This window comes from Burkholderia sp. ABCPW 111, assembly GCF_000773065.1.
In the GTDB taxonomy this organism is placed as follows: domain Bacteria; phylum Pseudomonadota; class Gammaproteobacteria; order Burkholderiales; family Burkholderiaceae; genus Burkholderia; species Burkholderia savannae.
The window spans coordinates 1-16729 of the sequence record NZ_JPWT01000070.1 but is presented as its reverse complement, the minus strand read 5'-3'; the positions used below and the strand labels follow the sequence as shown (position 1 = coordinate 16729).

The following is a 16729-nucleotide window of genomic DNA, read 5'->3' as shown; positions in this document are numbered from 1 at the left end:
CAAACATTCGGACGAGACTCTCCGTCTGATCCGGCCCTCTCCTCTCGTTCTTCTCGTGGCGCGCGGTGCGTGTGCGGCGCTTCAGCTCGTGACGAGCGCCGCCGCCTGGCCCTGATGCTCGTAGACGAAATCGACGATCTGGCCCATCGCCTTGAAATCGCCGGCGCGGAAATTCGCCGGCAGCGGCGGCAGCCCGTAGCGGGCGCTGATCCGCTGAATGATCTCCGTCTGCTTGACCGAATCGATGCCGAGCTCCGCTTCGAGCTCGACAGTCTCGGTAAACACTTCGACCGGGTATTCCATCGCCTCCGCATAGATCGCGACGAGCTCGGCGAAGAGCCGATCGCGCGGCACGCGCGCGGCCGGCGCGTCGGCGGGTTCGGCGCCCGCGCCGGGCGCGGCCGGCGCTTGCATGACCGGCGCGGCATGCGCTGCATGCGCAACGGGCGCGGCCGGCGCCGCGGGTGCGACAGCCGGCGTGGCCTGCGTAACGGGCGCAGCAGGCGCAGTGGGCACAGCGGGCGCAGCCGACGCAACCGGCGCGAAACCGGCCGCGGCGCCGCGAGCAGTCACGATGTGCGGCGCGGGCGTCGCCTGCAGCCCCCGCGCGTCGAAGAAGCGCTTGAGCTCGCCCTTGATCTTCTCGACGATCCCCGGACCGCTGTTGCGCCAGAACTCGTCGAAATCGAGTTGCAGATTGCTTGCGCGAATGTCGTCGTTCATGACACTACCCCCATTGAAATATGCGAGAACGTTCTCCAGGCCGCCGAGTTCGCCTCCCACGCTCGACGCGCCCGAAAAGGTCTTGATGGCGCCGGGCCCCAGCGCGCGCACCGCGATCCTGCTGAGCGCGTTCAGCGCCCCGCACTCGACGAGCGCGCCGATGCCGGCGGCTTTCAGTCTTGCGACCCCATCTCCGAACCGGACCGGCAGCACCAGGTGGCGCGCGAGACACGCGCCGAGATCGTCGGCCGCCGCGTAATAGCGATTCAATATCGGCGAATAAACCGGATATTCGAGCGCTTTATTTTTATAAGCTTTCAGACGCCGTCCAAATTCGATGCGCACATTTTCCAGATCGTCATGATGAAATGCGTAAGGCGAATTTAATATTTGCGCGGAGATATTGTGTCGCGCGCAATAGGCCGTGAATTCGTCGACATATTCGCGCGCACCCGACACGACCGTCTGCGACGAATGATTTTCGACTGCGATCTGCACGCGCCCCGGGCGCCCTTGCGGCGCGCCGCGAAAGCACGCGGCGAGGTGCGCGCGCACCGCGTCGGGCGATGCGCCGACGGCCGCCATCCGGCCGTCGGCGGGCGCCGCTTCGCGCAGCGCGTCGATGCGGTCGCAGACGATGTCCGCGCCCTGCTCGAACGAGAACGCGCCGGCGCACGCGAGCGCGGCGACCTCGCCGAAGCTGTGCCCGACGAGCACGTCGGGCCGCACGCCGCGCGCGCGCAGCGCTTCGAAGTACGAAACGGACGTCGCGTAGATCGCGAGCTGCAGCAGGTCCGGCGCGTATTGCAGGAGATCCTCCACGCCGATGTGCTCGTCCCACACGGTCGCGAGCAGCGGGCGGCGCAGCCGCCGCACGGAAACGGCGTCGATGGCTTGCATGGCCCGCTGTACCACGGGGTACGCGCCGCTCAACGCCCGCGTCGCGCCCGCATAGAATGCGCCTTGCCCGGGAAACAGAAATGCAACTTGCGCCATGTGATTGCCTTTACCCACCACCAATGCCAAACGGCCCGATGTCGATCGGTCGAGAATCTGTCTCCCCAGCCTCCTGCCGTCCATTTATTCGATTACGCATCGCGGGGCGATATGCAATCCTTAAATCCATTAATGCATTGGCGTAAAGTAACATACGTGCTTACACACCTATGTTCGCCAAACTACACATCTTCTGTGCCCATTTACGCATCGAATATGCATGGCGCCGCGTCGCGCGGGCCCGATCTTAAAGTCAGATTCACGACAATATTTGTTAAAAATCTTGAATTAACCGACTGAAAATCGATATTCGCGCGCGGCACTCCAGATTGGCGGCCGTCGCGAACGAATCGGTGCGATTGCGGGCGGGCGCACGCGCGGAATTCCCGCGTTTCCCTCTGCCCGCGTTCGCATCGCGCTCCGGCCCCGGCCCGCGTTCGATGTGTCCCCGCCTTTTTTCCGCCGCATTCCAACCCCGGTTCGCAACAATCCGGCGGGATTCGCACGCGCCCGAACCTAGCCGACTCTCAAACCCGCGCGCCGGTATACTTGGCTACTTTGCCTTTTCGCAGCCCCCAACCCGCCGCCTCATGCTGACTTCCGTCCTCGTCCGACTCGTCGCCTGGTCGGTGCGGCGCCCGATCTGGGTCGTCGTGCTGTCGCTTGTCGCCGCCGCGCTCAGCGGCGTGTACGTCGCGCACCATTTCAAGATCAACACTGACATCAGCAAGCTCGTCGAGAACGACCCGCAATGGGCCGCGCTCGGCAACGCGATCGACGATGCGTTCCCGCAGCGCAGCCAGACGATCCTCGCCGTCGTCGAGGCGCCCGCGCCCGAATTCGCGACCGCCGCGGCCGATGCGCTCGCCGAGGGCCTGCGCCGCGAAACCGAGGCGGGCCGCATCGGCCAGGTGTCGGAGCCCGCGGGCGGGCCGCTCTTCGAGCACAACGGGCTGCTGTTCCTGCCCGAGCAGGACGTCGCGACGACGACCTCGCAGCTCGCGAGCGCGCGGCCGCTCGTCAACGTGCTCGCGAAGGACCCGAGCATCGCGGGCCTCGCGACGACGCTGTCGACGACGCTCGGCGTGCCGCTGCAGTCGGGCCAGGTCAAGCTCTCGGGGATGGCGAAGCTGCTGTCGCGCAGCGCGGCGACGGTCGACGACGTGCTCGCCGGCAAGCCGGCCGCGTTCTCGTGGCGCGCGCTCGTCGACGCAGACGCCGCCCGCGCACCCGCGCGCGCGTTCGTCACCGTGCAGCCGGTCGTCAACTACGGCGCGCTGAAGGCGGGCGAGCAGGCGTCGCGGACGATCCGCGCGACCGCGCGGGCGCTCGAGCTCGACAAGCGCTTCGGCGCCGCCGTGCGGCTGACGGGCGAGCAGCCGCTCGCCGACGAGGAATTCGCGTCGGTGCAGGACGGCGCGCTCGTCAACGGCATCGCGACGCTGGCGATCGTGCTCGTGATCCTGTGGATCGCGCTGCGCTCGAAGCGAATGATCGCGGCGGTGTTCGTCACGCTGTTCGTCGGCCTCGTCGTCACGGCCGCGCTCGGGCTGATGATGGTCGGCTCGCTGAACATGATCTCGGTCGCGTTCATGGTGCTGTTCGTCGGCCTCGGCGTCGATTTCGCGATCCAGTACGGCGTCAAGTATCGCGAGGAGCGCCACCGCTATCCGAATCTCGATCACGCGCTCGTCGGCGCCGCGCACGCGATGGGCATGCCGCTCACGCTCGCGACGGCGGCCGTCGCCGCGAGCTTCTTCTCGTTCCTGCCGACCGCGTATCGCGGCGTGTCGGAGCTCGGCCTGATCGCGGGCGTCGGGATGTTCGTCGCGCTCTTCACGACGCTCACGCTCCTGCCCGCGCTGCTCAGGCTGTTCGCGCCGCCCGGCGAGCGCAAGCCGCCGGGCTTTCCGCGCCTCGCGCCCGTCGACGATTATCTCGACCACCATCGCAAGCCGATCCTGATCGGCACGCTCGCCGTCGTGATCGGCGCGCTGCCGCTGCTCGCGCATCTGCGCTTCGATTTCAACCCGCTGCATCTGAAGGACCCGAGCAGCGAATCGATGGCGACGCTGCTCGCACTGAAGGATTCGCCGGAAGCGTCGGTCAACGACGTGTCGATGCTCGCGCCGTCGCTCGCGGCCGCCGACGCCGCCGCGAAGCGGCTCGACGCGCTGCCCGAGGTCGGCCGCACGACGACGCTGTCGACGTTCATCCCCGACGCACAGCCGCAAAAGCTCGCGACGATCGCGGCGGCCGCGCGCGACCTGCTGCCCGCGCTCACGCAACCGGCCGCGGCGCCCGCGTCGGACGCGCAGCGCGTCGCGGCATTGAAGCGCGCGTCGAACCTGCTCGAATATGCGTCCGAGGATTACCCGGGCCCGGGCGCGGCGGCCGCGAAGCATCTGTCCGAATCGCTCGCGAAGCTCGCCGCCGCCGACGCCGCGACGCGCGACCGCGCGGAGCACGCGTTCTCCGCGCCGCTGCGGATCGCGCTGAACCAGCTCGCGATGCTCTTGCAGCCGTCGGAGATCACGCGCGAGAACCTGCCGCCGCAGATCGCGCGCGACTGGATCGCGCCGGGCGGCCGCGCGCTCGTGCAGATCTCGCCGAAGGTGCCCAAGGGCGTCGATCCCGGCGACGACGCGATGCTGCGCCGTTTCGCGAAGGCCGTGAAGGCGGCGGAGCCGGGCGCGATCGGCGGCCCGATCTCGATCCTGCATTCGGCGGACACGATCATCCGCGCATTCCTGCAGGCGGCCGCGCTGTCCGTCATATCGATCACGGCGCTGCTGTGGATCACGCTGCGCCGCTTCGGCGACGTGCTGCGCACGCTCGTGCCGCTCCTCGTGTCGGGCGTCGTGACGCTCGAGCTGTGCGTGCTGTTCGGCATGCCGCTGAATTTCGCGAACATCATCGCGCTGCCGCTGATGCTCGGCGTCGGCGTCGCGTTCAAGGTGTATTTCGTGATGGCGTGGCGCGCGGGCCAGACGGGCCTGCTGCAGTCGAGCCTCACGCACGCGGTGCTGTTCAGCGCCGCGACGACGGCCACCGCGTTCGGCAGCCTGTGGCTGTCGCATCATCCGGGCACGGCGAGCATGGGGCGGCTGCTCGCGCTCGCACTGTCGTGCACGCTGATCGGCGCCGTCGTCTTCCAGCCCGTGCTGATGGGCAAGCCGCGCACGAAGCGTGTGACGAATCAATCGCAAGGAATCGATGAATAAAATGCGAATTACCGCGTCGGCGCTCGCCGTCTGCCTGCTTGCAAGCGGCTGCGCGACCGGCCCCAACCGGCACCCGGGCGATCCGCTCGAGCCGATGAACCGCGCCGTCTTCAAGTTCAACGACGCGGTCGACTCGACGATCGCCGTGCCGATCGCGAAGGGCTATCAAGAAGTGACGCCCACGCCGCTGCGCACGGCGATCAGCAATTTCTTCTCGAACCTCGGCGATCTCGGCAACATCGCGAACAACCTGCTGCAGCTCCGGATCACGGATGCAACGGAGGACGTGATGCGCGTCGCGATGAACTCGTTGTTCGGCGTCGCCGGGCTGATCGACGTCGCGACGCTCGCCGGGCTGCCGAAGCATCACCAGGACTTCGGCCTTACGCTCGCGCGCTGGGGCGTGCCGGCGGGCCCGTATCTCGTGCTGCCGATCTTCGGGCCGAGCTCGATCCGCGACGGCGTCGGCCGCGCGGTGGACGTCCGCTTCAATCTGCTCAACTACATCGAGCCCGCCGCGCGCAATCCGATGTATATCGCGCAGTTCATCAGCGCGCGCTCGGATCTGCTCGGCGCGACCGACCTGCTGCAGCAGGCGGCGCTCGACAAATACTCGTTCGTGCGCGACGCGTACGTGCAGCAGCGCCGCTCGCTCACGTATCACGGCAAGAGCGAGGAAGAATCGCTGCCGAACTACAACGAACCGGGCGGCGAGGGCGCGGGCGGCAACGCGCCGGGCGGCTTGCCGCAGTACGAGGACCCGGGCGAGGGCGCGGGCGGCATGCCGTCCGGCGGCGCGCAAGGCGGCGCACGCGAGCCGGCCGGGCTGCCGCGGTATCAGGACCCGGGCGACGCGGGTGCAAGCGGCGCGGCGCCGGCTGCGGCATCCGCAACGGCTCCCACGCCCGCATCGGCGGCTGCGCCGGCGGAGCCTGCATCCGCGCCCGCCGCGAACGCCTCGCCGAAGACGAACTGACGCTCGCGCTGCGCAACGACACGGCGGCCGCGTCGAATCCGAAACGGCCGCCGTTGTCTTATCCGGATCAGGCTCGCGCGCGCGCCGCACCATGTCCTTCGCGCTTCGTCTTTCCGCCGATCAGCCGGCGAGCGGCAACGCCGTGCGCCCATCGATCTTCGGCCTTCGGCCGTCACACGAACCGAACGCGGCGCGCGCATTGTCCGCCTCATCGGCACTTCTTCCCGCCGCTCACTCCGCGAACGGCAGCGCCGTCTGCCCGTCCGCGCGCATCGCGAACACGTTCAGCGTCATCGCGACAAGCGCGTAGTAGCCGAGCAGCGCGACGAGATTCACGACCACCTGATGCCCGAAACGCGCAACCGCCTCGTCGTATGTCGCATCGCACACGCGCTTCGTCTCGTATAGCTCGGTCGCGAAGCGGAAGATCAATGCGTCGTCCGCTTCGTCGAACGCCGGAGCCGTGCAGGTGCGGATCGCTTCGGCAACCGCGGCGGGCACGCCTGCTTCGAGCGCGATCGGATGATGGATGTGCCATTCCGCCTGCGAGCGCCAGCGCGCCGCCGTCACGAGGATCGCGAGCTCGGACAGCCGCAGCGGCAGCCCCGTTCGATACCGGCAGAACGCGCCCAGCCGCTGCGCGTGCTGCGCGAGCTCGGGGCTCGCGATCCAGCCGAGAAACGGCCCGTTCAGGTTGCCGCGCGGCCCGCTCAGGATTTCGTCGAGCACTGCCTTCTGCTCGTCGGTTGCAGTCTCGCGGTGGAATTCAGGAAGCCTCATCTTCGCTTTCGTCATGTCGGTTCATTGGGACCGTGCAAACGCACGCAATCACGCATCAGCGCGCCGCCGCACCGATCGACGCGAGCGCCGCGTCGATCGCGTCGCCGAGCCGCTCGACGATCGTGTCGATCTGCGGCGCGGTGCAGATGAACGGCGGCGCGAGCAGGATATGATCGCCGAAATTGCCGTCGACGGTGCCGCCCATCGGATACACCATCAGCCCGCGCTGCATCGCCTCGCGCTTCACGAGCGCATGCAGCTTCAGCTTCGGATCGAACGGCGCTTTGGTGTCGCGCTCGCGCACGAGCTCGACGCCGACGAACAGCCCGCGCCCGCGCACGTCGCCGATGTGCGGATGATCGGCCTGGCGCTCGCGCAGCCGCGCGCGCAATTGCTCGCCGCGCGCCTTCACGTTGTCGAGCAAGCGATCCTCGGCGATCACGCGTTGCACTTCGAGCGCCGCCGCGCATGCGCTCGCGTGGCCGATGTACGTGTGGCCGTGCTGAAAGAAGCCCGAGCCGTCGACGATCGTCCGGTAGATCGCGTCGCTCACGAGCGTCGCGCCGATCGGCTGATAGCCCGCGCCGAGCCCCTTCGCGATCGTCAGGATGTCCGGCGCGACGCCGTCCTCTTCGCACGCGAACAGGTAGCCGGTGCGCCCCATCCCCGACATGATCTCGTCGAGAATCAGCAGGACACCGTACTTGTCGCACACCGCGCGGATCTTGCGGAAATATTCGCGCACGGGCGGCACCGCGCCCGCCGTCGCGCCGACGACCGTCTCCGCGACGAACGCCGCGACCGTGTCCGGCCCGAGTTCGAGAATCTTGCTTTCAAGCTCGTCGGCGAGACGCTGCGCGAATGCCTCTTCGGTTTCGTCCGCGCGCTGCTCGCGATACGCGTAGCACGGGCTCACGTGATGCGCTTCGATCAAGAGCGGCAGGAACGGCTCGCGCCGCCATGCGTTGCCGCCTATTGCGAGCGCGCCGAGCGTGTTGCCGTGATAGCTCTGCCGGCGCGCGATGAAGTGCCGGCGCGCGGGCTCGCCCCGCTCGACGAAGTACTGGCGCGCGAGCTTCAGCGCGGCTTCGATCGCCTCCGACCCGCCCGACACGAAATACACATGCTCGAGCCCGGCGGGCGCGGCCGCGACGAGCCTGTCCGCGAGCTCCTCGGCCGGCTGCGTCGTGAAGAACGACGTGTGTGCGTACGGCAGTTGCTGCGCCTGCCGCTTGATCGCGTCGATCACGCGCTGGTTGCCGTGCCCGAGGCACGACACGGCAGCGCCGCCGCATGCGTCGATGTAGCGCTTGCCCGTCGAATCGATGATCTCGATGCCGTCGCCCGCGATCGCGACCGGCAGGTTCGCGCGCGGCGCGCGATGAAATACGGTGGTCATGCGTGTCCTTGTCCGTGTCGAAGCGCCGAAGGATGCTGCGGGTCCCGCGGCACGAATTGCTGAAAGCGCACCGAGCCTTGCTCGCGCACCTCGAACGCGACGCCGTCGTCGCCGATCGAGAACAGCGCGGTCGCGAGCGTGTTCTCGTCGTCCGGATCGCGTGGATCGTCGCGATAGATCGGCAGGCCGTCGCCCGCGCGATCGGCAAGCACGCGCCACAGCGCGGACGCGTCGGCCGCGCCGCCGAGCGGCGGCAGCAACTGAGCGAGCCGCGCCTGCCGATCGGCGGACGACGCGGTGACGATCTGCGCTTCGCCGTCGCAGCCCGGATGGATCAGATGGTTCGCGTGGCCGTACACGCCGTCGACGTCGAGCGTCGACGTGCGCGCGACGCTCGCCTCGACGCTGACGACGCGCGCGTCGCCCGCGCAGCCGAGCGTGTGATGGAAGCCGCTCGCGCGCGGCGTATCGCGCAGCACGCGCAGCGCGCCGTCGAGCGACACCGCGTCGAGCACCGCGCGCGCGAGGATCATTCGCGGCACGCCCGCCGCCGGGCGGCGGATGCGCACGTTGTTGATCGTCTGCACGAGCCCCGCGCGATTCACCGCGAACGTATGGCCCGGCAGCGAGCCCGGATAGTAGAAGCTGACGAAGCCCGGCTTGCCGTCGGGCCGCACGTCGACGAGCCTGCATTTGCCGCGCAGATGCGGATCGCCGTCCTCGTTGTGCGCGATCATCCGCTCGCGCGGCGTGCGCACCGCGAGCGTCGTGCAGCCGTCCGGCGCGTTGTGGATCAGCTCGCCGCGGCAGTTCCAGACGAACACGTCTTCCGCACGCCAGCCGAGCCCGGCCGCGATCCCGTCGAGTTCGGCGACGAGCGCCGGAAACGCCGCCTCGGCCGCACGGCGCAGCTCGGCGACGAACGGATGGCCGCGCCAGCGCGCCACTGCGCGCCACGCGCTGCTCTGCGAGAAATACGCGTCCATCGCCGGCCGCGCGAGCTCGCCGAGCTGCCGGCCGATGTCATGCGGCGAACCCGTCACGACGGCGGGCGTGAGAAACTTCATCGGTTGTCCTGATCACGAAACGTGTTTGAGAAATTCCCTCAGGCGCGGCGTCGGCGGTTGATCGATCAGCGTCTTCGGATCGCCGTCCTCGGCGATGCCGCCCTGGTCCATGAACAGCAGGCGCGTGCCGACCTGCTTCGCGAAGCCGATCTCGTGCGTGACGACGATCATCGTCATGCCCTCGTTCGCGAGATCGCGCATCACCTTCAGCACTTCGTGGCGCAGCTCGGGATCGAGCGCCGACGTCGGCTCGTCGAACAGCATCAGCTTCGGCTTGATCGCGAGCGCGCGCGCGATCGCGACGCGCTGCTGCTGGCCGCCCGACAGCTCGGACGGATAGTGGTTCGCGCGCGCCTCGAGGCCGACTTTCGCGAGCAGCGCCACCGCCTGATCGCGCGCCTGCGCGCGCGACGCGCCGCGCACCTGGATCGGCCCGAACATCACGTTCTCGAGCGCGGTCATCTGCGGAAACAGATTGAACTGCTGAAACACCATGCCGGCTTCGAGCCGGATGTTGTGGATCACCGCGGCCTTGCCCTTCACGCTCTGCCCGTCGACGAGCAGATCGCCGCCCGTGATCTTCTCGAGCGCGTTGATGCAGCGAAGCATCGTCGACTTGCCCGAGCCCGACGGCCCGACGACGACCACGACCTCGCCCGCGTCGATGCGCAGGTTGATGTCCTTCAGCACCGGCACGTGGCCGAAACTTTTCGACACGCTGCGGAATTCGACCATGCTCATAGGATACGCATCCTTTTCTCGACGAAGCGAAGCGTGAGCGTCATCACGCCGGTAAGCACGAGATAGATCGCGGCGACCGCGGTCCAGATCTCGACCGCCTGGAAGTTGCCGGCGATGATCTCCTGCCCCTTGCGCGTCAGTTCGCCGACACCGATCACGATGAACAGCGACGTATCCTTCAGGCTGACGATGCACTGATTGCCGAGCGGCGGAATGAGCCGCCGGAACGCGAGCGGCCCGACGATCTTCACGAGCACGCGCGGCATCGGCAATCCCATCGCGAGCCCGGCTTCCGTCAATCCTTTAGGAATAGAAAGCAGTGCGCCGCGCACGACTTCGGCGAGATACGCGCCGGAGTTCAGCGTGATCGCGACGACCGCGGCCGTCAGCCCGTCGATTCGAATGTGCGCGAGCAGCGGCAGCGCGAAATAGAGGAACATCACCTGCACGACGATCGGCGTGCCGCGGATCAGTTCGATGTATACCTGCGCGAGCACGTTCAGCGCGGCGGGGCCGTACGCGCGAAACATGCCCGCGATCATGCCGACGAGAAAACCGCCCGCCAGCCCGAAGAACGCGATGAAAACCGTGAGCCGCACGCCGTCCATCAAGTCCGGCAATGCAGCCCATATCGCTGACCAGTCGAATTGCACATCCAGCTCCCGATTGAGTTCCGATCGACGCGGCGCGGCGCGCCGCGCCGGCGCGATTCATCGCTTAGGATTTCGGCGGCTCGGAGCCGAACCACTTCTTGTAGATCTTCGCGTAGCGGCCATCGGCCTTCATCTTCGCGAGCTCCGCGTTGACCTTCGCGACGAGCGGGCTGCCCTTCGGGAAGCCGATCCCGTACTTGTCGCCGCTCACCGGCGTGCCCGCGACCTTCACGTGCCCCTTGCCCTCGTTGTTCACGAAGAACAGCACGTTCGGCGTGTCGTGCATCGCGGCATCGACGCGGCCCGCCTCCAGCGCGAGATACGCCTGATCGATGTTCGGGAACTGGCGGATTTCCTTCGGCTTCAGGTGCGCCTTGATCCAGTCGATCGTCGCGGTGCCCGTCTTCGCGGCGATCACCTTGCCGTTCAGATCGTCGATCGACTTGATCGTCGTGTTGCCCGTCTGGACCATCGCGGCGAGGCCGCTGTCATAGTACGGATCGGAGAAGTCGATCGCCTTCTTGCGCTCCTCCTTGATCGTCATTCCGGACAGCGCGACGTCGATGTTCTGCGTCTGCAGCGCCGGGATCAGGCCGGCGAAGTCCATCGGCTGGATCTTGTAGGCCCAGCCCGCGTCCTTCGCGATCTCGGCCCACAGATCGAGGTCGAAGCCGACGTACTTGTCGCCCTGCTTGAACTCGAACGGCATGAACGAAGTATCGGTGCCGACGACGAGCTCCTTCGCATGCGCGCTCGCGAGGCTCGCGCCGGCAAGCGCAACCGCGACGACTGTCTTGATGAACGAACGGCGTCCCATGATTTCTCTTCTCCGCAGTGAGTGGCGATGCCCCGATCCGATCGGGGATTGGCGACGAACACCAGCCGCACCGCAACACGCGATGTCGTGATTGTAAATCGTGCAACATGTGTTGTCACGACGGATGCTAAGCCGCCAAAAAAGAATGCAACAGGAATTTGCGTCGCGAGAAACCCTAGGTTTGCGGGGAGGCTGGCTGGCTCGGCAGGAAGAGCGGGCCGATGGCCGGGCGCGCCCGCCGATGCGTGCGCGGGGCCGGGGGATTCGGGTCGGGGTCGGGGTCGGAGCGATTTGGCTCAGCGTAGGCGGCGCAACGGCGCGGCAAGCACGAGCAGCCGCACATGGAACATGAGGCCACGGAGGCGGCCCGCCGTGCCGACGATGACGGATGGCCATGAGGGTACGGATCGCTCGTTGCGGCCTCGGAATTCAGATCGAATGGGAAGACGAAAAGCGCGAGACGGAAGACGGGAGACGGGAGACGGGAGACGGAAGACGGAAGACGGAAAGCGGAAAGCGGAAAGCGGAAAGCGGAAAGCGGAAAGCGGAAAGCGGAAAGCGGCAGCCTAAACTCGACATCGCCGCCGTGCCAAGCGAAATCGACGCCGAGACGGCGCGCCGCAATCATTTCGAACGGCGAACCGATTCACGTCGCGCTCGCGCGAGAGACGCGCCCCATCGCAAGCCGCTGCGCGACGCACCGAAGCCCGCCGCGCACCGCCCTCAACCGATCCGCCACGCCCCCGCACGCTCGAACGCCCGCCGCGCTTGCACGAGCGTCGAGCGCGCCGCGCGCGCATCGCCCGCCACCTGCAGCAGCGCGCCGAGTTGCGAAGGCTCTTTCGCGAGCTCGCGCAGGATCGGCAGGATCGCCGTGCTGCCGTCGTCGCGCAGCCCGGCCGTCGCCGCTTTCGGCAGCGTGCGCCATGCCGGGTCGACGATCGCGCGGCACACCGCGAACGGCACGCCGCGCGCCGCCGCGAACGCGCCGGCGATGTGCGATTCCATGTCGACCGCGAGCGCGCCCTTCGCCCGATGCAGCATTTCCTTCTCGCGCGCGTCGACGACGGGCGCGCCGACCGCCGCGACCGTGCCGCGCCGCGTGCGCGACGCGACCGGCGTGCCCGCGAGCGCGGCGACGATGCGCGCGCTCCACGCGGAATCGGTGTCGAGCACGCCGAACGGCCCGTCGACCGCATCGGCGACGATCAGCGCGCCCGGCGCGAGATCGGGCGCGAGCCCGCCCGCCGTTCCGAAGCTGACGATGCCCGCGCAGCCGTGCGCGTCGGCCGCTTCGGCGAGCGCGCGCTCGAGCCGATCGGCGCGCGCCGCATAGGCCGCCTCGACGCCCGCGCCGCGCGCGATGCGCGCTTCGAACGCCATCCCGGCGACGGCGATCACGGGCGCGGCCGACCGGCCGGAACTTGCCATCGTCCGTTACATCCCGACCGTCACGCGCGTCGTGTTCGCGCGCTTCAGGTTGCGATAGCGGGCGAGCGCCCACAGCGGGAAGAACTTGCGGTAGCCGTGATAGCGCAGGTAGAACACGCGCGGGAAACCCGTTGCGGTGAAGCGCGTCTCGTCCCACAAGCCGTGCTCGCGCTGCGCGCCGAGCAGATGGTCGATCCCGCGCGCGACGGCCGGATTGTCGGCTTCGCCCGCCGCCATCAGGCCGAGCAGCGCCCACGCGGTCTGCGACGACGTGCTCGACGCACGCTCGTAGCCGCGATAGTTGAGCTTGTAGCTTTCGCCGTCCTCGCCCCAGCCGCCGTCCTGATTCTGGATCGACAGCAGCCATTGCGCCGCACGCTTCACGCGCGGGTCGTCATGGCCGAGGCCCGCCGCGTTCAGCGCGCACAGCGCGGTCCACGTGCCGTAGATATAGTTCATCCCCCAGCGGCCGTACCAGCTGCCGTCCGGTTCCTGCTCCTTCAGGATGTAGTCGAACGCGCGGCGCGCGGGCTCGCTCGACGCGTTCGTCTCGCCGAGCTGCGCGAGCATCGACAGGCAGCGGCCCGACACGTCGGCGGTCGGCGGATCGAGCAGCGCGCCGTGATCCGAGAACGGAATGTTGTTCAGGTAGTACTGCGTATTCTCCGGCTCGAACGCGCCCCAGCCGCCGTCGCTGCTCTGCATGCCGACGACCCATTCGCGCGCGCGCGCGATCTGCTCGCGATACGCATCCGTCTGATCGAGCTTCGCGACGCGGTCCATCGCCATCACGACGACTGCCGTGTCGTCGACGTCCGGATAGTGCGGGTTCGCGTACTGGAACGCCCAGCCGCCCGGACGCACGTGCGGACGGCGCGAGATCCAGTCGCCGCGCACGTCGAGAATCTGGCGCGGCACGAGCCAGTCGAGGCCGCGCACGGCCGCTTCGCGCGCACGCTCGTCGCCCGTTTCGAGGAGCGCGTGCGCGGCGAGCGACGTGTCCCAGACGGGCGACAGGCACGGCTGGCAATACGCCTCTTCTTCGCCGACGACGAGCAGCTTCTCGATCGACTGGCGCGCGATCGCGCGGTTCGGATGATCTTCGGGATAGCCGAGCGCCGCGTACATCATCACCGCGTTCGCCATCGCCGGATAGATCGCGCCGAGGCCGTCCTCGCCGTTCAGGCGCTCGTCGACGAACGCGACCGCCTGCCGGATCGCGCGCTCGCGCGTGTAGCGGGGGAACAGGCCGTCGACGAGGCGCAGCACGCCGTCGACGGCGCGAAAGAACGCAAACCAGCCGGTTCTCTGGTGAGGCTGCTTCGGCAGCAGGCCCGTGTTGACGGGCGCGCTCTTGAACAGCTCGTCGATGCGCACGCCGCGCGGGTTCTTCGCGACCGGGCGTTTCGCGTTCAGCACGAGCAGCGGCACGATCACGGTGCGCGCCCAGTACGACACCTTCGACAGATGGAACGGGAACCACTGCGGCAGCAGCATCACTTCGACCGGCATCATCGGCACCGCGTACCACGGCACGACGCCGTACAGCGCGAGCTGAATCCGCGTGAACACGTTCGACATCTCCGCGCCGCCCATCGCGTGGATCGCGCGGCGCGCGCGCTGCATGTGCTCGGCGTTTTCGTCGTCGCCGATCACCTTCAGCGCGAAGTACGCCTTCACGCTCGCGCTGATGTTCGGCGCGCCGTCGGTGAACAGCGGCCAGCCGCCCTCCGGCTGCTGGATGCGGCGCAGATAGCGCGCGATCTTCTGCTCCAGCTCGACGTTCGGCTCCTCGCCGAGATAGTGGACGAGCAGCACGTATTCGGCCGGGATCGTCGAATCGGCTTCGAGCTCGTAGACCCAGTGGCCGTCCGCGTTCTGCGCGGCAAGAAGCGCGTCGGTCGCGCGCGCGACGGCGGCATCGAGGCCTTCCGCCACGGCGGGCGCGGCGGCGGCCGGCGCGGCGGCTGCGTCGAGCGTCTGCATTTCGGTCATGTCGTTCATCGGTCCCTCTCTTATTGACGGCGCGCGCGCCCGGCGATCTTGCCCGGTCGAAGCGCGCGCCCGTTCGTCGCGGGCCGGCCTGCGGCCGTCCAAGCGCCCGCGAGCACCTGGTTCGACACGCGCGTACGCGTGCCGGGGGTTTGCATCCGCCGCGCGGGAGCCGCGCGGCGAACCGTCGGCACGATGCGCACGCCGCATCCGATCGTCATGCGCTGTGTGCGATCGGATCGGCGCCGCCCGTGTGCGGCGGCAAATGGCGATGCGGTGCGCGGCGCGCGCCGCCGTTCGAGCGTCGCGATGCGGCCCGACGGGCGTGCGCGGCCCGCATCGACGGTGTCCCGCATCGAATCAGAACAGCGCGTAGCGCGCCGCGAGCAGCAGCATCCGCGCGCGCGGCTTGCGCAGCGGCGCGCGCGGCGGCGCGAAGCCGCGCGCCACCGCGGCTTCGAGAATCAGACGATACGCACCCGACATGATGCGCGGCGCGCGAACCTGCGCGCGCCGCGACATATCCATCACCGCATCGGCCTGCGCGAAATGCCGCCGCGCGCGCTCGACGAGCGTCGTGCAGACGCGCGGCAGATTCGGATCGCGCGCGATCGTCTGCGGATCGGTGATCGCGATCCCTTCGCGCGTGAGCAGCTCGCGCGGCAGGTAGCAGCGGTTGATCGCCGCGTCGTCGTCGATGTCGCGCAGGATGTTCGTCAATTGCAGCGCGCGGCCGAGGTGGTGCGACAGCACGCGGCCGGGCTCGTCCGGCATCCCGAAAATCCTCACCGATAGCCGGCCGGCCGAGCTCGCGACGCGGTCGCAATACAGGTCGAGCGTCTGTTCGTCGGGCGCGCAGATGTCCTCGGCGGCGTCCATCGCCATGCCGTCGATCATCGCGTGGAAGTCTTCGCGATGCAGACCGAACTTCCCGATCTCGCGCGCGAGCGGTGCGAGCGACGCGCGCGGCTTGCCCGCATAGCAGTCGTCGATGTCGGCGCGCCAGCGGTCGAGCTGCGCCGCGCGCTCGGCGCGCGGGCCGCCTTCGTCGGCGATGTCGTCGACCGCGCGGCAGAACGCATAGACCTGAAACATCGCGTCGCGCTGCTCCGCGGGCAGGATGCGCATCGCGAGATAGAAAGAGCTGCCCGATGTGGCGGCAGCGGCGTCGGTTTCGTTATCGTCCACGACGGGATTGGAAACGGCCAAGACGAGCTCCGCTATGGCGCCCTTGCGGGGCGATTGAAGAAGCCATGCCCGGCTGGGATGGTAAATGCGTGCGAGATGCGCGAACGATCGGCGCAGACAGGCACAAATTACCGGCGGGAAACCGGAATTGGGCGAGAGTATAGCAATCTTTAAGGGTCGCTGCCGCGCGGTTCGGCTGTCGAATACGGGCGGGCGGCGACGTGCGGCGGGTTCGTGGCGGGTTCTTGTCAATAGTGCGGCCAGTGGTTCGTTTTCGTTGACGATGCGGAACTGGATGGCTTGATGGAATAGGGGGCGCAAACGCGACGATGGCTGGGCGGTGGCGGCGGATTTCGTTTTCCGACGGCCTCGAATCGTCGGATTGGATATGGATTAATGGCTGTTCGAATTTAGTTGACGCCCTCTTTGGCGGATATGGTCCGCCCCCATCATTATTCGGCGGAATCCGTGCCTTTCTGCCGTCCGTTGCATTTCGATCGCCGTTGCCGTTGCCGTTGCCGTTGACTTGGGCTTGGGCTTGGGCTTGGGCTTGGGCTTGGGCTTGGGCTTGGGCTTGGGCTTGGGCTTGGGCTTGGGCTTGGGCGTCGGCTTCGGCGTCGGCGTCGGCGTCGGCGTCGGCGTCGGCGTCGGCTTCGGCTTCGGCTTCGGCTTCGGCTTCGGCTTCGGCTTCGGCTTCGGCTTCGGCTTCGGCTTCGGCTTCGGCTTCGGCTTCGGCTTCGGC

General features: G+C 68.1%; 13 protein-coding genes. 2 read left to right on the top strand and 11 right to left on the bottom strand.

What is annotated here, in order from left to right; genetic code table 11:
• Positions 1-81 precede the first annotated feature (81 nt).
• Entirely contained in the window at positions 82-1719 is a 1638-nt protein-coding gene (locus X946_RS15575) for an acyltransferase domain-containing protein (protein ID WP_038749009.1), read from the bottom strand.
• 590 nt (positions 1720-2309) lie between these two features.
• Between X946_RS15575 and X946_RS15570 the strand changes: the two genes are divergently transcribed.
• Both X946_RS15570 and X946_RS15565 read left to right on the top strand, forming a co-directional pair.
• Entirely contained in the window at positions 2310-4943 is a 2634-nt protein-coding gene (locus tag X946_RS15570) for an MMPL family transporter (RefSeq protein ID WP_038749006.1), read from the top strand.
• Position 4944: 1 nt separating this feature from the next.
• A complete protein-coding gene (locus tag X946_RS15565; RefSeq protein ID WP_038749004.1) occupies positions 4945-5919 on the top strand; it encodes an MlaA family lipoprotein in 975 nt (324 codons plus the stop codon).
• Between the two features lie 231 nt (positions 5920-6150).
• Here the strand turns inward: X946_RS15565 and X946_RS15560 are convergent, their stop codons facing one another.
• The 10 genes from X946_RS15560 to hpnD form a co-directional block, all read right to left on the bottom strand.
• On the bottom strand, positions 6151-6714 hold the full coding sequence (locus X946_RS15560) for a carboxymuconolactone decarboxylase family protein (protein WP_038749002.1): 564 nt from the start codon (positions 6712-6714) through the stop codon (positions 6151-6153).
• A 40-nt stretch (positions 6715-6754) separates the two neighbouring features.
• Positions 6755-8098, bottom strand: coding sequence for an aspartate aminotransferase family protein (locus X946_RS15555; RefSeq protein WP_038749000.1), 1344 nt, complete (start codon positions 8096-8098; stop codon positions 6755-6757).
• Positions 8095-9165, bottom strand: a complete 1071-nt coding sequence (locus X946_RS15550) for a C45 family autoproteolytic acyltransferase/hydolase (protein WP_038748998.1) — start codon at positions 9163-9165, stop codon at positions 8095-8097. The genes X946_RS15555 and X946_RS15550 overlap by 4 nt, the downstream gene beginning before the upstream one ends.
• Before the next feature lie 12 nt (positions 9166-9177).
• A complete protein-coding gene (glnQ, locus tag X946_RS15545) occupies positions 9178-9906 on the bottom strand; it encodes a glutamine ABC transporter ATP-binding protein GlnQ (protein WP_038748996.1) in 729 nt (242 codons plus the stop codon).
• On the bottom strand, positions 9903-10559 hold the full coding sequence (gene glnP / locus X946_RS15540) for a glutamine ABC transporter permease GlnP (protein WP_038748993.1): 657 nt from the start codon (positions 10557-10559) through the stop codon (positions 9903-9905). Before glnP ends, glnQ begins: the two co-directional genes overlap by 4 nt.
• Positions 10560-10623: 64 nt before the next feature.
• The gene (gene glnH, locus X946_RS15535; RefSeq protein WP_038748990.1) at positions 10624-11376 is read right to left on the bottom strand and encodes a glutamine ABC transporter substrate-binding protein GlnH; all 753 of its coding nucleotides are present in this window, start codon (positions 11374-11376) and stop codon (positions 10624-10626) included.
• A gap of 723 nt (positions 11377-12099) precedes the next feature.
• Complete coding sequence (locus tag X946_RS15530; RefSeq protein ID WP_038748987.1) at positions 12100-12807, bottom strand: phosphorylase; 708 nt, start codon at positions 12805-12807, stop codon at positions 12100-12102.
• 6 nt (positions 12808-12813) lie between these two features.
• A complete protein-coding gene (shc, locus tag X946_RS15525) occupies positions 12814-14811 on the bottom strand; it encodes a squalene--hopene cyclase (protein WP_038748984.1) in 1998 nt (665 codons plus the stop codon).
• Between the two features lie 11 nt (positions 14812-14822).
• Positions 14823-15155 (bottom strand): hypothetical protein, encoded by a 333-nt coding sequence (locus X946_RS36275; RefSeq protein WP_052145103.1) that lies wholly within the window; start codon positions 15153-15155, stop codon positions 14823-14825.
• 4 nt (positions 15156-15159) lie between these two features.
• The gene (gene hpnD / locus X946_RS15515; RefSeq protein WP_038748981.1) at positions 15160-16008 is read right to left on the bottom strand and encodes a presqualene diphosphate synthase HpnD; all 849 of its coding nucleotides are present in this window, start codon (positions 16006-16008) and stop codon (positions 15160-15162) included.
• Positions 16009-16729 lie beyond the last annotated feature (721 nt).